This window comes from Sphaerisporangium sp. NPDC051017 (assembly GCF_040683095.1).
Taxonomy (GTDB): Bacteria; Actinomycetota; Actinomycetes; order Streptosporangiales; family Streptosporangiaceae; genus Sphaerisporangium.
The window spans coordinates 24,378-43,223 of record NZ_JBFBCI010000013.1 but is presented as its reverse complement, the minus strand read 5'-3'; the positions used below and the strand labels follow the sequence as shown (position 1 = coordinate 43,223).

The following is an 18,846-nucleotide window of genomic DNA, read 5'->3' as shown; positions in this document are numbered from 1 at the left end:
GGTCACGCCGCCCCTGCGGCTGCTCGCTCCCTACCCGCGAGGAATGCGCGGGAATCTAGGATCCGCACCGCGAGTGATCTGAATGTCCAGCGAAACGGCGCCACGCGCCGCGCGGACCCGGGCGCTTTGGGGAGCCGCCAGGAGCCCCCCAAAGCGCCGGGCTCAGAGCGTGCCGCCGAAACCGACGGGACGCGACTCGTCCTCGCCGATCTCGACGAAGCCGAGCGCGGTCACCGGCACGATCACGCGCCGCCCCTTGACGTCGGTGATGGAGAAGACGCCACGATCCGCCGCCAGCGAGTTCCGCAGTTCCTGCTCCACCTCTTCGGTGGTCAGGTCGGTCTCGACGATGATCTCCCGGTGCACGGAGCGTACGCCGATCTTGACTTCCATCGGGCTCCCTTTCGACGACCAGATGTGCTCGTCCCATCGTGGCCCGCCGCGGGCCGGGTGACGCCACTGATCGCGTCAAGCGAACAATCCCGGGGCGGTTCGCGGGGCTAGGACGTCCGGGGGAAGCCGCCGATGCCGCGCCAGGCGAGCCGGGCCATGAGCTGCGTCGCGACGTCCTTGGGGATCGTGCCGTGGCTGGCGAGCCAGTAGCGGGCGCTGACCTCGGCCATGCCGACCAGGCCGACGCCGAGCAGGTGGGCCTCGTCGCTGGAGCAGCCGGTGTCCTCCTGGATCACCTGGCTGATCATCTCGGCGCTCTCGCGCAGGGAGCGCTCGACGCGCTGGCGCACGGGGGCGACGTTGCGCAGGTCGGACTCGAAGACCAGGCGGAAGGCCTCGCCCTGGCTGGAGACGAAGTCGAAGAACGCGCCGATGGCCGCCTGGACGCGCTGCTTGTTGTCGGTCGTCGAGGCGAGCGCCTCGCGGCAGCGGTTGGCCATGTCGTCGACGTGGACGTCCAGCAGCGCGAGGTACAGCTCCAGCTTCCCCGGGAAGTGCTGGTAGAGCACCGGCTTGCTCACGCCGGCCCGCTCGGCGATCTCGTCCATCGCGGCCGCATGGTAGCCGTTCTCCACGAAGACCTCCTGCGCCGCGTTGAGCAACTGGCGGCGGCGGGCCAGCCGGGGCAGGCGGGTGCCCCGGGGCTCGGCATCCGGGGTAGCGGTCACGGGATTCTCCTTGGACGGTCTCGCCGTCGCGCGATCGTCGAACGCGCTCCGGTTCGTGCTGAACGGATCAACGCCGGATCTCCGCCGGTCAGGCACCTGCCTGCCCCCTCGCCCCGGGATCCGGTCCGGGGTTCACATCCTACGCGCGGGTAATCCGGGTCAGCGATATTCGTCGTCTTCCAGATCGACCGTCCGCCACTGGTCGGCGGCGTCGGCGGGATCGGCGTCGTAGGGCACCTCCAGCACCCATGCCTGCCGCTCGCCGCCGATGATCCGGTGCTGCTCGACGGCGTCGGCCTCCGGCACCTCGGTGTCGAACTCGTCCGCGACGTCGTCGAGGGGCTCCAACTCGTCCAGCGGGACCTCGTTCCCGTGCACATCCATCTCCGACATGTGCGGCACCCTCCGTCGACGGCGAGCCTGACTCGCACGCTCCATACCCCGATGCGTCCAGCCTAAGGCCCCTCCCCCGCCCCGCCGCGCTCCGGCGGCGCCATCAGGTCGCCGAACCGCTCGACGCGCTCCAGCACGTCCCCGGCGGTGAACACCAGGTCCTCCGGCGGTGTGTTCTCGACCTCCTCCCAGGTCAGCGGGGTCGAGACGGTGGGAGTCGCGTTGGCGCGCAGCGAGTACGGCGCGATCGTCGTCTTGGCAGGGTTGTTCTGGCTCCAGTCGATGAGCACCTTGCCGGGGCGCAGCCTCTTGGCCATCTGGCTGACGATCTCGCCGGGCCGTTCCTTCTCCAGCCGCTGCGCGAGCGCCTTGGCGTAGGCGGAGGCGTCCTCCTCACGGCCGGCCCAGGGGACGTACACCTGCATGCCCTTGTTGCCGCTGGTCTTGGGGCACCCGTCCAGGCCGTCCTCGCGCAGGGCCTCGCGCAGGCGCAGCGCCACCCGGCGGCACTCCTCGATCGTGGCGGGCGGGCCGGGGTCGAGGTCGAAGACCATGATGTCGGGAGGCAGGGCCTGCCCCTCGTCGTCCACCCGCCACATCGGCGTGTGGAGCTCCAGGGCCGCCAGTCCGGCGAAGTAGACCAGCGTGGGCAGGTCGTCCACGATCGCGTAGTCGATGGTGCCGCGGCCCTTGGTGCTGCCCGGCGCGGGCAGGCGGGCGGTGCGCACCCAGGAAGGCGTGTGCGGGGGACGGTTCTTCTCGAAGAAGAACAGCCCGTCCACGCCCTCGGGGTAGCGCTTGACGGTGAGCGGCCGTCCCTCGATGTGCGGCAGCATGTACGGCGCGACGCGGCTGTAGTAGTCGATCACCTCGGCCTTGGTGAACCCGGCCTGGGGGTACAGCACCTTGCCGAGGTTGGTCAGCGTCAGCTCCCGGTGGCCGACCCTGACCCTGACCTTGTCCGTGCTGTCCGTCCTGTCCGTATTGTCCGCCACTTCGCCCGCCACGCCATCACTTCTTCCCTGTGTCCCGGGACCCTTCCCGGGGCAGGTCTCCGCCCGGGGTTTCTTCCGTCGTGCGGACGTCCTCCACCGTGCCTATCACGGGTCCACCAGTGGTGGCTTGACCGGATACGGCATTCCACACTGGGTATCTGCCCATTTAGATACTGCTTTGCGCCCTTGCCACTACCGAACATGTGTTCGATAGTGGCAGTAGAGGTGAGGAGAGGCCATGCGTAGCATCTGGAAGGGTGCCATCTCGTTCGGGCTCGTCACGATCCCGGTGAAGCTCTATTCCGCGACCGAGCAGAAGGACGTGACGTTCCACCAGGTGCACCGCGAGGACGCCGGCCGTATCAAGTACAAGCGGGTGTGCTCCATCGACGGCGAGGAGGTGCCGTACTCCGATATCGCCAAGGGGTACGAGCTGCCCGGCGGCGAGGTCGTCGTGCTGACCGACGAGGACTTCGCCGACCTGCCGCTGAGCACCTCGCGCCGGATCGACGTCCTGCAGTTCACCCCGGCCGACCGGATCGACCCGATCCTGTTCAACAAGTCGTACTACCTGGAGCCCGAGAACACCGGCGTGAAGCCGTACATCCTGCTGCGCGAGGCGCTGGAGCGCACCGGGCAGGTGGCCATCGTGAAGGTCGCGCTGCGGCAGCGCGAGTCGCTGGCGACCCTGCGCATCCGCGACGGCGTGTTCGTGCTGGAGACCATGTTGTGGCCGGACGAGGTGCGCGAGCCGGGGTTCCAGTTCAAGGACGAGGACATCGAGGTGCGCCCGCAGGAACTGCGGATGGCCGAGTCGCTGATCGAGACGATGGCGGGGGAGTTCGACCCCTCCGAGTACCGCGACAGCTACCGCGAGGCGCTCCAGGAGGTCATCGAGGCCAAGATCCAGGGCAAGGAGCTGGCCCGGCCGGAGGTGCCGGAGCAGGCGGGCCCGGCGGTCGACCTGATGGCGGCGCTGCGCGCCAGCGTGGACGCGGCCAAGCGGGAGCGCGAGGGCGGTCGCGAGAAGGCTCCGGCGCCGAGGCGGAAGGCGGCGGCGAAGGGCGCCGGCGGCGAGGAGGCCCGCGCGGAGGAGGCGGGGGAGAAGGCCGAGAAGGGCGAGAAGAAGCCGGCCAAGCGCCGTCCCCGCAAGACCGCGTGACCGCATTTCCGCCGTAGGACCCGCCCCATCCGGAAACGGCGGCCTGGTATTGGAGAGCCCGGCAAATGGTATGGGCTTGGCGGTGAATGTTTGTTTCGCAGGATGAGCGGAGCGGCGGCCTGGATGGGAATTCACCTCGAGCATCAGGGTGCGGACATTGAGGAGGCCCCGGAGCGGAATTCGCTCCGGGGCCTCCCGTGTCTGCTAAGCGGCCATTGCTACCGGGCCGGATACCGCCCGGTCGTCCCGCCTAGATTCTCGATTTCGGTATGGGTCGGTATGGATTTGGTGTGGATTATCAGCGGTCGTGCTTGTGGTGGTGGTGCCTGCCGTGGTGGTGATGCTCCGGCCTGAAGTGGCGGTGGCGGTCGTCGCGCCAGAAGTTGTGGTGCCCGCCGCCGTGGTGGTTGTTGCTGATGATCGCCCGGAAGAAGCGCGCCTCGACGACCTTGAAGAAGCAGTTGCGGTGGCCGCCCCCGTGGCTGTGGTGGTGACGGTGGTGGCGGCGGTGGTGGTGGCCCTTGCCGCCCCAGCCGCCGTCGTCGTCGAAGTCGCCGTCGAAGCCGAAGCCGCCGTGGTGGCCGTGGTGGCCGTGGTGGCCCCCGTGGTGGTGGCAGTGGCCGCCGCCGCCACCGTCGAAGCCACCCATGCCACCCATGCCGCCGAAGTCGTCACCGAAACCGAAGTTGGTGGTGACGGCGGCGGACGCGTTGGCGCTCGTGGCGGTGGTGGCGGTGCCAAGGCCTATGAGACCACCGGTGAGAGCCGCCGTGACGGTCGCCATAGCGGCGTATTTCTTGACGTCGGGCATTGCGTTTTCCCCCTTGACGCATCGGGTTGCCCAGCGGATGCATTTAGTGGCTTTTCTCCGCTAAATGCCGGGTGACTCGGAGTGAGTCTTCCCAGTTGTCGTTTTTTCCGACGCACCGATACGACAAACGGGGATCGCTGCCTTTTGGCATCTACTTAACCTGCCCTTATGTCTTTCAGTTCAATATTTCCCGATATGTCCTATATTTCCCGTGATCTTGGGTCGTCTCCGGACCCGTCAGGGGTGTCCCAAGCCCGGCGTGGACGGTCGCGCCAGGTGTACGGCAGCGGGTTATGGTCAGAACGGAGGGTGAACAGGAGGGGGAAGATGGTGGAGGAACCGATTCCGCACTGGCCGGGGGAGCTCGTCGACCTGGGCGGGCTGACCGTCCACGTCCGGTCCACGCCCGAGCCGAAGACCGCCGCGCCGGCCGAGACCGCCGTGTTCGTGCACGGCCTGGCCGGGTCCGCGACCAACTGGACCGACCTGATGGGCGAGCTGCGCCACGACGTCCGGGGGTACGCCCTCGACCTCCCGGGGGCCGGCTTCTCGCCCGAGCACCCTGAAGGCGATTACTCGCTGGCCGCGCACGCGGAGGCCGTCATCGCCTTCGTCGAGCACCTGGGCGGCGGCCCCGTCCACCTGCTGGGCAACTCGCTCGGCGGCGCCGTGTCCGTCAGAGTGGCCGCCACGCGCCCCGACCTCGTCCGCACGCTCACGCTCATCTCGCCCGCCCTGCCCGACCTCCTTCCCCGGTACGGTCCCGCGCGCGTCGTGCTCTCCGCGACCCCCGGCCTCGGCCAGTGGGCCATGAGCCGGCTGCGCGGGCTGCCCGCCGAGCGCCGCATCCGCGCCACCATCGCCATGTGCTTCGCCGACACCGACCGGGTGCATCCCCTGCGCCTGGAGGACGCCGTCAGCGAACAGCGGCGCCGCGACGAGCTGCCATGGGCGGGCCCCGCGCTCGTCTATTCGGCACGCGCCCTCGTCAACGAGTACTTCCGGCGCGGCGAGGACAACCTGTGGCGGCTGGCCGCCAAGGTGACCGCGCCCACCCTGGTCGTGCACGGGCGGCACGACCGCCTCGTCGACCCGCGCATGGCCGCGCGGGCGGGGCGCGTGTTCCCCGACGTCCGGCTGGTGCTGCTGCACGACGCGGGGCACGTCGCCCAGATGGAGTACCCCACGCTCGTCGCCCTCCACGTCCGCGCCCTGCTGCGGGAGGCCGCGACGGTCGGCGTGGACGTCCCGGCCCGGGCGCCGGCGGCCCGGCGGGTTCCTTTGGTGCCCGGAGTGCTGAAAGCGCGCAAGGCCGCAAGTACGTGACCAACGCGAAGAACACCAGGGAAAGGGCGCGCGCCGGGTAAGATCACCGATTCGGGAATGCGGGGGCGACCGGGTTAGGTTGTGACAGACGGCGGGACGCGTAGCCTTTCGGTAATCCGCCATTTGGGAAGATCCCCCGAAACGGGAGCGTAGAACTGTGTCGTTGCCACCGCTGGTAGAGCCGGCCGACGATCTGACCGTTGACGAGGTGCGCCGCTACTCTCGCCACCTGATCATCCCCGACGTGGGGATGGCCGGGCAGAAGCGGCTCAAGAACGCCAAGGTGCTCTGTGTGGGCGCGGGCGGCCTCGGCTCCCCGGCCCTGATGTACCTCGCCGCCGCCGGAGTCGGCACGCTCGGCGTCATCGACTTCGACGTCGTGGACGAGTCCAACCTCCAACGGCAGATCATCCACGGGCAGTCGGACGTCGGCCGTCTGAAGGCCGAGAGCGCCGCCGCGAGCGTGCGCGAGATCAACCCCTACGTCAACGTCGTGATCCACAACGTGGCCCTCACGACCGACAACGTGATGGACATCTTCGCCGGTTACGACCTGATCGTGGACGGCACCGACAACTTCGCCACGCGCTACATGGTGAACGACGCGGCCGTCCTGCTCGGCAAGCCGTACGTCTGGGGCTCGATCTACCGCTTCGACGGCCAGGCCAGCGTCTTCTGGGCCGAGCACGGCCCGTGCTACCGCTGCCTGTACCCCGAGCCCCCGCCTCCCGGCATGGTGCCCTCCTGCGCCGAGGGCGGCGTCCTCGGCGTGCTGTGCGCCTCCATCGGCTCGATCCAGGTGAACGAGGCGATCAAGGTGCTCACCGGCGTCGGCGAGCCGCTGGTCGGGCGTCTGATGATCTACGACGCGCTGGAGATGAAGTACCGCGACGTCAAGGTCCGCAAGGACCCGGAGTGCCCGCTCTGCGGCAAGAACCCCACGATCACCGAGCTGATCGACTACGAGGCGTTCTGCGGCACCATCTCCGACGAGGCGCAGGAGGCCGCCACGGGCTCCACGATCACCGCCCAGGAGCTCAAGGACATGCAGGACCGCGGGGACGACATCTTCCTCGTGGACGTCCGCGAGCAGAACGAGTACGAGATCGTCAACATCCCGGGCGCCGTGCTGATCCCCAAGGGCGAGTTCCTGCGCGGCACCGCCCTGGAGCAGCTCCCGCACGACAAGAAGATCGTCCTGCACTGCAAGTCGGGCGCCCGCTCGGCCGAGGCGCTGGCGGTCGTCAAGAACGCCGGCTTCACCGACGCCGTCCACGTAGGCGGCGGCGTCCTGAGCTGGGTCAAGACCGTCGACCCCTCTCTGCCGACGTACTGACCCGGTCCGCGGACCCACGGCCCGCCCGTCCATCAGGACGGCGGGCCGTCGCTTTCCCGGCGTCTAACGGCCTGAGAACGTGACTGCCACCCTGTCCCTTTAGTACGAAAAGCGTCACCTTCCAGCCCGCCAAGTCCCATCCATCCGGGTCTATCCCTATGAACGCAGGATCCGCCCCTGCTCCCCGCGTTAAGGTCGGGCGAGTGAGCAGAGCGAGCACCGTGGGGGTCATGGCCTTGATCTTCGCCGTCGTCGCCGGGGTGGCCGGTGGCGCGGCGGGGGCCGAGCTCACGCGGGGGCCGAGCGCCGCCGAGGTCCAGCAGGCGTCCAACGAAGAGATGGCGCGCCGCTGGCAGTCGTGGCCCGCGGGCAAGGTGTTCCCGCCGCTGCTGCCGTACGTCGCCGAACAGGGCGGGCAGGAGAACGCCCGCAGGGTGGGCATCTCCTCGCGCACCGACTGTTCGGCGGCCGTGGACGTCGAGCTGAGGGCGGCGCTGAAGGCGGCGCGCTGCCGGGCGGTGCTGCGGGCGACGTACCTGGACGCGCTCCAGGGTGTGGTGGTGACGATCGGCGTCGCCGCCTTCCCCGACCAGGCGTCCGCGCTGATGGCACGGGCGGCGTTCCCGCCCGGGGGAGTGCCGTCCCCGGGCCTGCGGGCGCTGGCGTTCCCGCGGACGGTCGCCGACCGCTTCACGGCCTCGGCCCGCCAGGCGTCCTCGCTGGCACAGGCGGGGCCGTACCTGGTGATCGCTACGGCGGGCCAGGTGGACGGCAGGCCGGCGCGGTCGGTCGGCCGCCAGCGGTCCACGATCTTCGCATTCACCACCGACCTGGAGGAACGGATCGTCCGGACGCTCGCCACGCCGGCGCGTCCCGACTGCGCGGGCAAGGACTGGCAGTGCTGACCCCACCCCCACCCGCCCCGCCGGATATTTCGCGATTCATCCCCGCACGCACCACCAGGGGACGCCGGGCGGCCCGTCCCGCCCTCCTGGCGATCCTGCTCGTCCTGGCCCTCGTGACCCTGATGGGCACCGCGCCGGCGCGGGCCGACCAGGTACGCGGCAGCCAGAGCCAGGTCCTGCGCACGCTCGACGTCGACGCCGCGTGGCGGATCACCCGCGGCGCCGGGGCGAAGGTCGCGGTCCTGGACTCGGGGGTGGACCCTCGCCACCACGACCTGGCCGGCTCGGTGGTGACCGGGCCCGACTTCACGGCCGGCGCCAACCCGCGCGGCGTCGCCCCCCGTCGCCTGCACGGCACGTACATGGCGTCGCTCATCGCCGGGCACGGCCACGGGCCGGGCGGGGCGGACGGGGTGATCGGCGTGGCCCCGGCCGCCAAGGTGCTGTCGGTGCGGGTGATCCTGGAGGACGACGAGCCGGGGTTCCGGGACTTCAACTCCGAGCCGAGGTTCGAGAACGTCGTCGCGCGGGGCATCCGCTACGCGGTGGACCGGGGGGTGGACGTGATCAACCTGTCCATCTCCAAGGACCAGCCCACGCGGCAGGAGCGCGCGGCGATCCGCTACGCGGTGTCCAAGGGCGTCGTGCTGGTGGCGGCGGCGGGCAACGACGGCGCGGGCCGTAAGACCGGGCCGTACTCCTACCCGGCGTCGCTGCCCGGGGTGATCTCGGTGGCGGCGGCCGACCGTGGCCTGCACAAGGCGTCGTTCTCCAACCGCAACTCGCTGGTGCTCGTGGCGGCGCCCGGGGTGGACATCTATGGGGCGGGTCCGGGCGACCAGTACTGGGTCGGCAGGGGGACCTCGCAGGCCACGGCGCTGGTCTCCGGGGTCGCCGCGCTGATAAAGGCGAAATATCCGCGCATGTCCCCGGCGCTGGTCGCCCAGGCGCTCACCACAGGCGCCACCCGCCGTCCCTCACCCGGCTACGACCCCGGCATGGGCTTCGGCGTCGTCAACGCCGCACGCGCGCTGGCCGAGGCCGCCCGGCTCTCCCGCCACCGGTTCGCGGCCCGGGGCCCCGGCGTCCAGGACCCCGCCCTGCCGATGGCCTCGGGCGCGAAGGCCGCCCTGACGCCCGTCCGGGTGGTGCGCAGGGACACCCACATGATCACGATGTACGGGGCGATCGCGCTGGCCGCGGGCGCGCTGGCGTGCGGCGGCCTCGCCGCCCTGATCGTGATGGTCCGCCGCGCCAGGCGCCGCCGCGCGCGCGAGGACGCGAGCCTGTGGGCGTCCCCCCAGTGGGAGCGGGCCCCGACATGATCCCCCCGCCGGGAAGTCCGCGCACATGACGAAAAACCGGCCGGATCCCGGAATGGGACACGGCGTGGCGGGAAGGTGCGCGGAAGGGCGTTCACGTGCGGCGAAGAGGCGTCCGGCCACGGATCCGCACGGGGCGACCTGACCGACAGGGCGGGGCGACGCCGACGGAACACGAGGGGTGGCGAGGGCGCGTGCGGAACCCCGGAAGCGGGCGCCGACGTAGCATCGGAGTATGTCGCCTGAAGAGCCACGGGCGCGGCCGGCGCCCTGGCCCCCGCGCGGCAGAGGCACGTCCTTCAGGGGGCGGCTTCCTTCAGGTGGCGTCTCGCACGGGGCGGCCTCCGGGGCGTCGCGGCCGTGGATGGGCTCGCGGGCCCGCGCCGCGAGCCTGCGCGAGTTCCAGGATCGCCTGGCGCTCGAACGCGGGGTCCGTTTTCGATCCCTCTTCCTGCTGATCATGGGGACGTTGCTCGCCGTGGCGGCCACCGACGTGCTGCTCGGCGTCGTGGGCACCCTTCAGGAGACGCGGTCCCGGCCGTTGACGTTCGCCGAGCGCGCCCGGTACTCCCAGGAGGACGTCGCCCGGCGCTGGTACACCTGGCCGGCCGACGCCGTGTTCCCTCCCCAGATCGAGTACGTCGGCCTGTCCCGGGTCCGGCAGTACGCCAGGCGGGTCGGCATCGCCCCGGAGGCGCCGTGCCCCGCGGTCGTGGACGCGCCCGTCGGCTCGGTGCTGCGGCAGTTCGGCTGCCGCACGATGCTGCGGGCGACCTACGTCGACCAGACCTCCTCGTTCGTGGTGACCGTCGGGGTCGCCGTGCTCGCCGACGAGGAGACGCGGGCGCGGACGGCGGGGCAGCTCCCCGTGGACGACCGGGTGGGCGTGCGGCCGGTGGCGTTCCCGGGCACGGTGACCGAGTCGTTCGGGGCGGCGCAGCGCCAGCGCACGGGCTGGGTCGGCGCGGGCCCGTACATCGTCTTCACCACCGCGGGCTACGCGGACGGGCGTACCCGCGAGGCCATCTCCCGGGAGGAGATCACCCACAGCGAGCTGTGGCCGGCCGCCCAGTCCATCGCCGGCCGCATCGGCCGCGAGCTCTCGGCGCCTCCCGACATCCCGCGCTGCACCCAGGGGAACGCGTGTTGAGGTGCGTGAGGGCCGGCGGCCTGCGCCGGGCGGTGGCGGCCGTGGGGGCGATGGCGCTCGTGGGCCTGCTGCCGGCGCCGCCGGCCGTGGCGGACCCTTCGGTGGCGTCCGACGACGTGCGCGGCGCCCAGCGCTGGGTGCTGGACGCGCTGAACGCCGAGCAGGCCTGGCAGGTCACGCGCGGCGCGGGCGTGACCGTCGCGGTGATCGACAGCGCGGTCGACGCCAAGGTGCCCGAGCTCGCGGGCAAGGTGACCGTCGGCCCCGATCTGCGCTCGGACACCTACGACGGCGCGGCGCCTCCGGTGGGCGTGCACGGCACGGCGATGGCGTCCCTGATCGCGGGCTCGGGGCGGGACGGCGGCCTGACCGGCCTGGCGCCGGACGCGAGCATCCTGTCGATCCCGGTGCTCACCGACCAGCCCGAGTACCAGCTCGTCAACCCCGACGACGGGCTGGGCGCGCCGGCCGAGACGCCGATCTCGCGCGCCATGCGCTACGCGACCGACAACGGCGCGCGGGTGATCAGCATGTCGCTGGGTGAGTACGTCCCGCAGCGGGCCGACCGCCAGGCGGTCGCGTACGCGCTGGAGCAGGGCGTGGTGCTGGTGGCGGCGGTGGGCAACGACGGCGACTCGGTGGCGGCGCGCAAGTACGGGACGTCGTTCTGGAGCTTTCCCGCGGGGTTCGCCGGGGTCATCGGGGTCGGCGCGGTGGACCGGCTGGGTAAGCACGCCGCTTTCAGCAGTGACAATCTGTCGGTGCTGGTGGGCGCGCCGGGGGTGGCGGTGCCGGCGGTGAAGGCGGGCGGCGGGTACGTCCTGTTGGAGGGCAGCAGCGTGTCCACGGCCCTGGTCTCCGGGGTGGTCGCGCTGATAAAGGCGAAATATCCGCAACTGGGCCCCGAGCTGGTGGCCCGCGCCCTCGCGACCACCACGCGCGGCAAACCCGCAGGCAGCTACGACGACAAGATCGGCTTCGGCGTGGTCGACGCGGCGGCCGCGCTGCGGAAGGCGGGCGAGCTCACGGGGTATCGCTCCGCCGTCCCCGTCCAGAGCGGCCTGCACTTCGGGAAGGGCGCGACCTCGCCCCCGCCCGCGCGCCCCGGGCCGGATCCGGTGCGGCTGTGGGTGTACGGCGCCGGCGTGCTGCTCGGGCTCGTCGGGTTCGGCGCGGGCGTGGTGGTGCTCACGCGGCGCGCGGAACGCCGATGATCACGTGATGGCGGCGATTCGAATGCTTTTCGGCCGCCTTTCGGCAGCAGTTCGGATGCGGTCATATCGATCGCACGCGATCCCGTACCGGTGATCGCTAAAGGTTCGCTATGGTTCCCATCTCGTGGGATACGAGTTGCGCGTACAACGTGAATCGCCGCTCGCCTACGCCGAGCTCACGCGAGCGACGGCGTCGGCCGACGCCGGCTTGGAGCTGCGGGGAACACCCGAGGACGCCGAGGTGATCGCCCGTCACGGCGACGCCGAGCACCGCGTCGCCGTCTGGCAGGGCCGCCTCTACGGGGAGCCGGCGTCCGACTGGAACGTCGCCCAGCTCGCCCGTCTGGCCGCGCTGGTCGGCGGCAGTCTGGTCGGGGAGGACGGAGAGGCCTACGTCATCCGCGACGGTATCGTCGAGCAGGTCAACGGCAAGACGGTCTACGAGTTCGGCAAGCTGGAGGAGATCCTCTCCCAGGGCCCCGTCCAGTGGGCCGCCTGACGGGCCCCGCGCCCGCGCCGCGAGCGCCCGAGAGGAACCCCCGGAAGGACCACGTGAGCGATCCGACGCCCTTCGCCGAACGGGTGCTCGACGTCGTCGAGCGCATCCCGCCGGGCAAGGTCATGTCGTACGGCGACATCGCCGAGTACCTCGAAGAGGGCGGCCCGCGGCAGGTCGGCCGGGTGATGTCCACCTGGGGCGGCGGCGTCCCGTGGTGGCGGGTCGTGCACGCCGACGGGACCGCGCCGCCCGGCCACGAGGCCAGGTGCCTGGCCTTCTGGCGGGACGAGGGCACGCCGCTGCGGGGCGAGCGGGCCGACATGCGCCACGCCCGATGGCTCTGTGATCATCCGTGAGTTCTCAAGAATGCGCATTACCATTCCAGGAACGCCCTTTGCGGTAGACCTGGAAAGGCGGTGCCTCCCCGATGGCCACCGGTGCCACGCCCGCGCAGGCCGGCGACAGCGTCGACACCGGCGACAGTGTCGATAGCGTCGACAGCGTCGATAAAGTCGCCGATCGGCTCCGGGCCGCCCAGGACCTGTATGACAAGGGAGAGCCGCTCGACGCGCTGATCGCGGCCGTCACCTCCCACGGGCTTTCGCGCGCGGAGCGCCGGCGGCTGCACGCCGAGGCGCTGAACGGGCCGCTCGCCCTGCGTCTGGAGGCCGCCGCCAAGAGGGACGCCACCCGCCTGCGGCAGGCGATCGATCTGCTGCGCGACTACCTCTCCGGCGTCGACCCCTCGGTCAAGCGCGCCCTGCCGGTGGCCCGGCGCCTGGCCTACCATCTGATCGAGAACCGTGACCCCGCGGCCCTCGCCGAGGGCGGCGAGCTGGCCGGGCTCGTCGCCGCCACGGGCGAGCCGGTCAAGCGCGTCCGCAGGGGCCTGCGCTGGTACGCCGACCTGCCCGTCGAGGCGCCGCGCTCGCTGTTCCGGCTGCGCGGGTCGGACCTGGTCCCCGTGACCGAGGTGTCCGACGTGTCCTGGCACGACGGGCGGCTCCGCGTCACCGGCCACGCCTACCTCGTGGGGCTCTCGGTGCGCAGCCGCCGCCTGAACCGCGCCACGGTGGTGCTGCGCGGCCCGCGCGGGCTGCCGCCGATCGCCGCCCGCACCCGCCGCGTCTACCGCCCCGAGGCGACGTGGGGGTCGGCCGAGCCCGGCTGCAACTACGACTGGGCGGGGTTCGTGGCCGAGGTGCGGCCGTGGTCGCTGCGCTGGCGCGCGGCCATCCGCGCCGCCTACCACGGCGCCAGGCGGCTGCTGCGCCGCCGTCCCCTGGTCCCGGACACGACGACCTGGCGCGCCGACATCGTCATCTGGAGCCGGGGCGCGTGGGCGACCGGCGCCGTGCGGGGGCCGGTCATGGGCCGCACCGAGCGCCCGGCGGGGCTGCGCGTCGGTCCCGGTTGGTGGGTGCGCCCGGCCTGGACGTCCGACCGCGTGCTGCAGATCGTGCTCCAGCCCACCCGCGCCGAGCTGACCGGCGTCGTCCACGACGGCGACCAGATCGAGCTGAGGGGCTTCCTGCCGGGCATGACGGCGACCAAGGGCAGGGCCCGTCTCGGCGGCCACCGCATCGCGGCCGATTTCACCCCGGCCGAGGGCGGTACGAACTTCTCGGTGCCACTCGCCGTCGCCGCGCTGATGAAGGAGCGAGACGCCCGCCGGCTGTGGATCGAGCCCAAGGGCGACCCGGCCGCCCCCGTGATGATGGACGACGACGCCGAGACGCGCATCGGCCTGGACCGCAGCGAGGTCACCGTCCTGCGCGACCGCCGCGACCGGGCCGTGGTGTCGGCGCACCGCGTGTGGCCGGTGATCACCTCGGCCGAGTGGGGCGAGGACGGCGCGCTCACCCTCGCGGGCACCTACCACGACCCCGACCCCGGGCCGCGCGAGCTGGTGCTGCGCCAGCGCGCGGGCCTGGCGTACCGGGTCCGGCTCACCCGGTCCGGCCCGGAGTTCTCGGTGCGCGTCGCCCCGGGCGCGATGCCGAGGTTCGGGTCGGCGGTCGCGCTGGCGTCCGGCGCCTGGAGCCTGTCGGTGGCCGGCGGCAAGGGCACCACGGCCCCGCTGCGGGTGGACCACCGCCTGCTCGACACGCTGGACGAGGGCGTCCACATCGTCGGCGACCGCGAGTACCGCCTGGTGGCGACCCGCTTCGACGTGCCCGTCATCGTCGCCGCCGAGCACGTTCCGGGCGACGAGAAGGGCGCGGTCGGCCTGTGGTCGACGCGCCGCGTCCACTACCCGGCCGAGCGCCGCCGCGAGCTGCGCGACGCGACGGTGTACGTCTCGTTCGACGGCAGGTCGTACTCCGACAGCGCGCGGGCGGTCTACGAGGAGCGGCTGCGCCGGGGCGACGACCGCGAGCACATCTGGGTGGTCAAGGACGGCGCGTTCGTCCCGCCGGACTCGGCGGCGCTCGGCCTCGGCCCGGGCATCACGCCCACGGTGGTCCGCGAGGGCAGCCGCGAGCACTACACCGCGCTGGCCCGGTCCCGGCACATCATGACCAACACGCTGCTGCCGCAGTGGTTTCGTGCCCGTGAGGACCAGCTCTGCGTCCAGACCTGGCACGGCAGCCCGCTCAAGCAGGTGGGCGGCGACCAGCGGCACATGACCCGCGAGCCTCGGCCGCCCGCGTGGTACCGGCAGGCCGCCGAGGTCGCGAACTGGGATCTTCTGGTCACCCAGAGCCCATGGGCATCCGGAATCCTGCGCCGCGCGTTCGGGTACGGCGGCGAGATCCTGGAGTCGGGGTACCCGCGCAACGATGTCCTGGTGTCCTCCGACCGCGCCGAGCTGGCGGCGGCGGTGCGGCGCGATCTCGGGATCCCGGCCGGCAAACGGGTGGTGCTGTACGCGCCGACGTGGCGCGACCACGACCGCAGGAACAGCTCGGTGCGTCTCGACCTGGCGGAGGCCAGGCGGGTGCTCGGCCGTGACCATGTCCTGCTGGTCCGGGGGCACACGATGCAGGCGGCGCCCGCGGCCGTGGGTCTGGTGGTTCCCGGCCCGGACTCGCTGGTGCGCCCGGGGCCGATGACCCGCGAGTACCCGTTCGCCATCGACGTCACGACTTATCCGGATATGGCCGATCTATTATTGATCGCCGACGTCCTGATCACCGACTACTCCTCCGTGATCTTCGACTTCGCCGTCACCCGCCGTCCGATCGTCTTCTTCGGCTACGACCTGGAGCGTTACCGCAACTCCCGCGGCCTCTACCTCGACCTGCGCACCGAGGCGCCCGGCCCCCTGCTCGCCGAGGCCGCGGACGTGATCGAGGCCGTGCGCCTGATCGACGCGCTCGCCGGCGACTACACCGACCGCTACGAGGAGTTCGTCCGCACCTACGCTCCTCGCGACGACGGCAAGGCGACCGCCCGCCTCGTCGACCACGTCTTCACGCCCGGCTCCTGACGCCGCACGAGGGGCAGCCACCCTCCGTGTCCGGATGTCTTACAGAGTGACGCCCGACTTGACGGGATCCGCAACAAGGCCGTTACAGGGAGGGGTTGACCTTCGCCGAAGGTATGGGGATAACTGGGCCGGGGAGTCCCGAAATCCCTACCCTGGGAGCTGTCGATGAGCAGCGTGCCTTCGCTCGCACTGGTCGGACGTGCTTCGGAACTACGGACAGTCATCGATGTGATCGCCCGCCCTCCGGCGGTCGTGCAGGTGGAGGGTGAGGCCGGCATAGGGAAGACCCGTCTCGTGCGCGCCGCGCTCGGCCACGTGCCCGGCGACCGGGTGGTCCTTCTCGGTTACTGCCATCAGATCCGTGAGCCCTTCCCCTACGGGCCCGTGTTCGAGGCGCTCCGTGACATCGCCGGCCGGCTCCCGGATCCCGGCGCGCTCAACCCGGTGACCGGCGCGCTGGCCGGCTACTTACCCGAGCTGGCGGGCGCGCTCCCGCCGGCGCCCCCGCCGCTGGGCGACCCCCGGGCCGAACGCCACCGCGTCTTCCGGGCGATCCGTGCCCTGCTGGCCGCCGTCGGGCCGGCCGTTCTCGTCATCGAGGACCTGCACTGGGCCGACGACGGCACCCGCGACCTGCTGCGCTTCCTCATCGACCAGCCGCCCGCCGGGCTGGCCCTCGTGATCACCTACCGGCGGGAGGACCACGGCGCGACCCGCGCGTCCCTTGGCCGCGCCTACCGGCACCACCCGGAAACCACCAGCGTGGTGGTGCCGCTCGTGCCGCTGGACGTGACCGACGTCGGCGATCTGGCCGGGGCGCTGCTGAACCGCTCGGACCTGTCGTCCGGGTTCGTCACCCGCCTGCACGAGCGGACCGCGGGCATCCCGTTCGTGGTGGAGGAGGTCGTGCGGTCCCTGCGCGACCCGGGGGAGCCGGAGGCGCTCGACCGCGCCGGGGTGCCGCTGCTGCTGCGCGAGGCGATGGCCGAGCGCATGGCGTCCCTGTCCGCGGCGGCGGTGCGCACCGTGCACGTCGCGGCCGTGCTGCGGCTGCCCGCGGGGGAGCAGCTGATCATCGCGGCGGGGGGCGACTCCGCCGGGCTCGGCGAGGCGCTGCGGGCCGGCGTCCTGCACGAGGACTCCCGCGGCCGGTACGGCTTCCGCCACGCGCTGGCCCAGCAGGCGGTATACGACGCGATCCCCGGGCCGGAGCGGCGGTCGGCGCACGAGCGGGTGATGGGCGCGCTCGCCGCCATGGACTCGCCGCCGCTCGTCCAGCTCGCCTTCCACGCCCGGCAGGCCGGCGACATCGAGTCCTGGCTGCGTCACGGCGCGGCCGCCGCTCACCGCGCCGCCGCGCTCGGCGACATGGCCCTGGCCATCGAGGTGTTCGAGGGCATGCTGGACGATCCGGACCTGCCCGAGTCCGAGCGCGGGCCGCTCGCCCTCCAGCTCAGCAAGTTCGCCGGGAGCGGCCTGTCGCACCAGCGGGTGGTACGGCTGCTGCGCCACGTGCTGCGCGACGACTTCCTGTCCCCCGACGCCCGCGCCGAGGCGCGGCTGCACCTCGGGCTGCTGCTGTCCAACCAGGCGGGGGACACCGTCGGCGGCCGCCCGGAGATCAAGGCCGCCGTCGAGGAGCTCACCGACCAGCCGACGCTGGCCGCGCGCGGCCTGGCCTGCCTCGCGATGCCCCCATGGGGCACCGAGACGCTGGACCAGCACGCCGAGTGGATGGACCGGGCCGAGAAGCTGGTCGCGAGCGCGGACAACCCCGAGGTCGCCACGGCCGTTCTCGCCAACCGCGCGTCCTTCCAGATGGCGATCGGCGCCCCCGACGCGTTCGCGGTCGCCGCCACCCTGCCGATCGCCGACACGCGCATGTCGGTCCGGCGCGAGGCCGCCCGGGGATACGCCAACCTCTACGACTCGCTGATCACGCTCGGCCTCTACCCCGAGGCCGAGAAGATCGCCCGCGAGGGACGGCGCCTGGCCGCCGAGACCGGGGCCGACTACAGCGCCTACATCGTCGACGTCTCGGCGATCCGCATGGAGTGGCTGACCGGGCGCTGGGCCGGCCTGCGCGAGCGGGCGATCGCGATGAGCGAGCTGGTCGCGGACACCCCGCAGATCGCGGTGGACGTCTGGCTGGTGCTCGGCATGCTCGCGCTCGCGACCGGCGAGTGGGACGGCGCCGCCCGGCACTTCCACGCCGCCGGGCTCGACGCCCCCGACAGCCGGTACGCGCCCGTCGTGGACGCCGCCGGCGGGGGGATGATCGAGCTGCACCTGGCCAGGGGCGCGCTGGACGAGGCCGTCGCCGAGGCCGAGCGCGCGGTCGCCCGACTGCGCCGCAAGGGCGTGTGGGTGTGGGGCGCCTACCTTGTGCCGTCCGCCGTCAACGCGCTGGCCTGGGCCGGTCGGACCGAGCAGGCCGCCGGACTGGTCGCCGAGTACGCCGCCGGTGTCGCCGACAAGATCTCGCCGGCCGCGCACGCCGCGCTGGACTCCGCGCGGGGCGCGCTCGCCGCCGCGGAACGGCGGCACGCCGACGCCGCCGCGCACTTCGCCCGCGCCCGTGAGGCGTACGCCGTCATGCCCCAGCCGTACGCGGCGGCGCGGGCGGGGGAGGGCGAGGCGCGGGCCATGCTCGCGGTCGGCGACCCCGCCACCGGGGCCGCCTTCGCCGAACTGGCCGAGCGGTACGGGGAGTTCGGCGCCACCCACGACGCCGCCCGCTGCCGCCGAGTCCTGCGGGACATCGGCGTGGAGTTCCAGCTTCCGCGCGGACGGCGGGGCAAGGCCGCCGCGCCCTCCCCACGCGGGAAGGCCACCGCGCTCTCCCAGCGAGAGACGGAGGTCGCCCGCCTGGTCGCGCTCGGCCGGACGAACAAGGAGATCGCCGACGTGCTCTTCCTGTCGACCCGCACGGTCGAGAGCCACGTCGCGACCGTGTTACGCAAGCTCGGCGTGCGCTCGCGCACCCAGGTGGCGCCGCCCGCCTGAACGACCGCGTCTCCTCTCCGGAAACGGCGAACCCCCGGAACCGGAGGTGCCCGGTCCCGGGGGTCTCAAGGCCGTCGTCTCAGACGCTCAGGCCCTGCTCAGCTGTGTTCATGGCCTCACTTCGCTCGGCCTGTTCGGGGCGCCCTTCTAGGCGGCGTTCTTCCGCCGCGCCC

General features: G+C 72.2%; 16 protein-coding genes. 11 read left to right on the top strand and 5 right to left on the bottom strand.

Annotated features, from left to right (window positions below):
• Positions 1-162 precede the first annotated feature (162 nt).
• The 4 genes from AB0M95_RS13895 to ligD all read right to left on the bottom strand — a co-directional run bounded on the left by AB0M95_RS13895 (position 163) and on the right by ligD (position 2,521).
• Positions 163-393 (bottom strand): DUF3107 domain-containing protein, encoded by a 231-nt coding sequence (locus tag AB0M95_RS13895; RefSeq protein ID WP_358519632.1) that lies wholly within the window; start codon positions 391-393, stop codon positions 163-165.
• A gap of 107 nt (positions 394-500) precedes the next feature.
• A complete protein-coding gene (locus AB0M95_RS13890; RefSeq protein ID WP_363763408.1) occupies positions 501-1,121 on the bottom strand; it encodes a TetR/AcrR family transcriptional regulator in 621 nt (206 codons plus the stop codon).
• A gap of 159 nt (positions 1,122-1,280) precedes the next feature.
• Positions 1,281-1,514 carry a hypothetical protein gene (locus tag AB0M95_RS13885; protein ID WP_358519636.1) on the bottom strand — a complete coding sequence of 78 codons (234 nt, stop codon included), beginning with the start codon at positions 1,512-1,514 and terminating at the stop codon, positions 1,281-1,283.
• 62 nt (positions 1,515-1,576) lie between these two features.
• Positions 1,577-2,521 carry a non-homologous end-joining DNA ligase gene (ligD, locus tag AB0M95_RS13880; protein WP_363763405.1) on the bottom strand — a complete coding sequence of 315 codons (945 nt, stop codon included), beginning with the start codon at positions 2,519-2,521 and terminating at the stop codon, positions 1,577-1,579.
• A gap of 226 nt (positions 2,522-2,747) precedes the next feature.
• Between ligD and AB0M95_RS13875 the strand changes: the two genes are divergently transcribed.
• On the top strand, positions 2,748-3,671 hold the full coding sequence (locus AB0M95_RS13875; RefSeq protein WP_363763402.1) for a Ku protein: 924 nt from the start codon (positions 2,748-2,750) through the stop codon (positions 3,669-3,671).
• 298 nt (positions 3,672-3,969) lie between these two features.
• On the opposite strand, the gene AB0M95_RS13870 is transcribed toward AB0M95_RS13875, so the two are convergent.
• Complete coding sequence (locus AB0M95_RS13870) at positions 3,970-4,482, bottom strand: hypothetical protein (protein ID WP_363763399.1); 513 nt, start codon at positions 4,480-4,482, stop codon at positions 3,970-3,972.
• A gap of 327 nt (positions 4,483-4,809) precedes the next feature.
• Between AB0M95_RS13870 and AB0M95_RS13865 the strand changes: the two genes are divergently transcribed.
• From AB0M95_RS13865 to AB0M95_RS13820, 10 genes are all read left to right on the top strand, one after another.
• Positions 4,810-5,808, top strand: a complete 999-nt coding sequence (locus AB0M95_RS13865; protein WP_363763396.1) for an alpha/beta hydrolase — start codon at positions 4,810-4,812, stop codon at positions 5,806-5,808.
• 157 nt (positions 5,809-5,965) lie between these two features.
• Positions 5,966-7,144 carry an adenylyltransferase/sulfurtransferase MoeZ gene (gene moeZ / locus AB0M95_RS13860; protein WP_358519649.1) on the top strand — a complete coding sequence of 393 codons (1,179 nt, stop codon included), beginning with the start codon at positions 5,966-5,968 and terminating at the stop codon, positions 7,142-7,144.
• Positions 7,145-7,347: 203 nt separating this feature from the next.
• Positions 7,348-8,049 (top strand): hypothetical protein, encoded by a 702-nt coding sequence (locus AB0M95_RS13855; RefSeq protein ID WP_363763393.1) that lies wholly within the window; start codon positions 7,348-7,350, stop codon positions 8,047-8,049.
• The gene (locus tag AB0M95_RS13850; RefSeq protein WP_363763390.1) at positions 8,043-9,374 is read left to right on the top strand and encodes a S8 family serine peptidase; all 1,332 of its coding nucleotides are present in this window, start codon (positions 8,043-8,045) and stop codon (positions 9,372-9,374) included. Before AB0M95_RS13855 ends, AB0M95_RS13850 begins: the two co-directional genes overlap by 7 nt.
• A 361-nt stretch (positions 9,375-9,735) precedes the next feature.
• Positions 9,736-10,521 (top strand): hypothetical protein, encoded by a 786-nt coding sequence (locus AB0M95_RS13845; protein ID WP_363763387.1) that lies wholly within the window; start codon positions 9,736-9,738, stop codon positions 10,519-10,521.
• A 5-nt stretch (positions 10,522-10,526) separates the two neighbouring features.
• Positions 10,527-11,735 carry a S8 family serine peptidase gene (locus AB0M95_RS13840; protein ID WP_363763384.1) on the top strand — a complete coding sequence of 403 codons (1,209 nt, stop codon included), beginning with the start codon at positions 10,527-10,529 and terminating at the stop codon, positions 11,733-11,735.
• A gap of 136 nt (positions 11,736-11,871) precedes the next feature.
• Positions 11,872-12,234: a hypothetical protein gene (locus AB0M95_RS13835; RefSeq protein WP_363763381.1), complete on the top strand. Its 363-nt coding sequence runs from the start codon at positions 11,872-11,874 to the stop codon at positions 12,232-12,234.
• A 53-nt stretch (positions 12,235-12,287) separates the two neighbouring features.
• A complete protein-coding gene (locus AB0M95_RS13830) occupies positions 12,288-12,590 on the top strand; it encodes an MGMT family protein (RefSeq protein WP_363763378.1) in 303 nt (100 codons plus the stop codon).
• Between the two features lie 71 nt (positions 12,591-12,661).
• On the top strand, positions 12,662-15,667 hold the full coding sequence (locus AB0M95_RS13825; protein ID WP_363763375.1) for a CDP-glycerol glycerophosphotransferase family protein: 3,006 nt from the start codon (positions 12,662-12,664) through the stop codon (positions 15,665-15,667).
• 165 nt (positions 15,668-15,832) lie between these two features.
• On the top strand, positions 15,833-18,673 hold the full coding sequence (locus tag AB0M95_RS13820) for an AAA family ATPase (protein WP_363763372.1): 2,841 nt from the start codon (positions 15,833-15,835) through the stop codon (positions 18,671-18,673).
• The last annotated feature ends 173 nt before the right edge of the window (positions 18,674-18,846 follow it).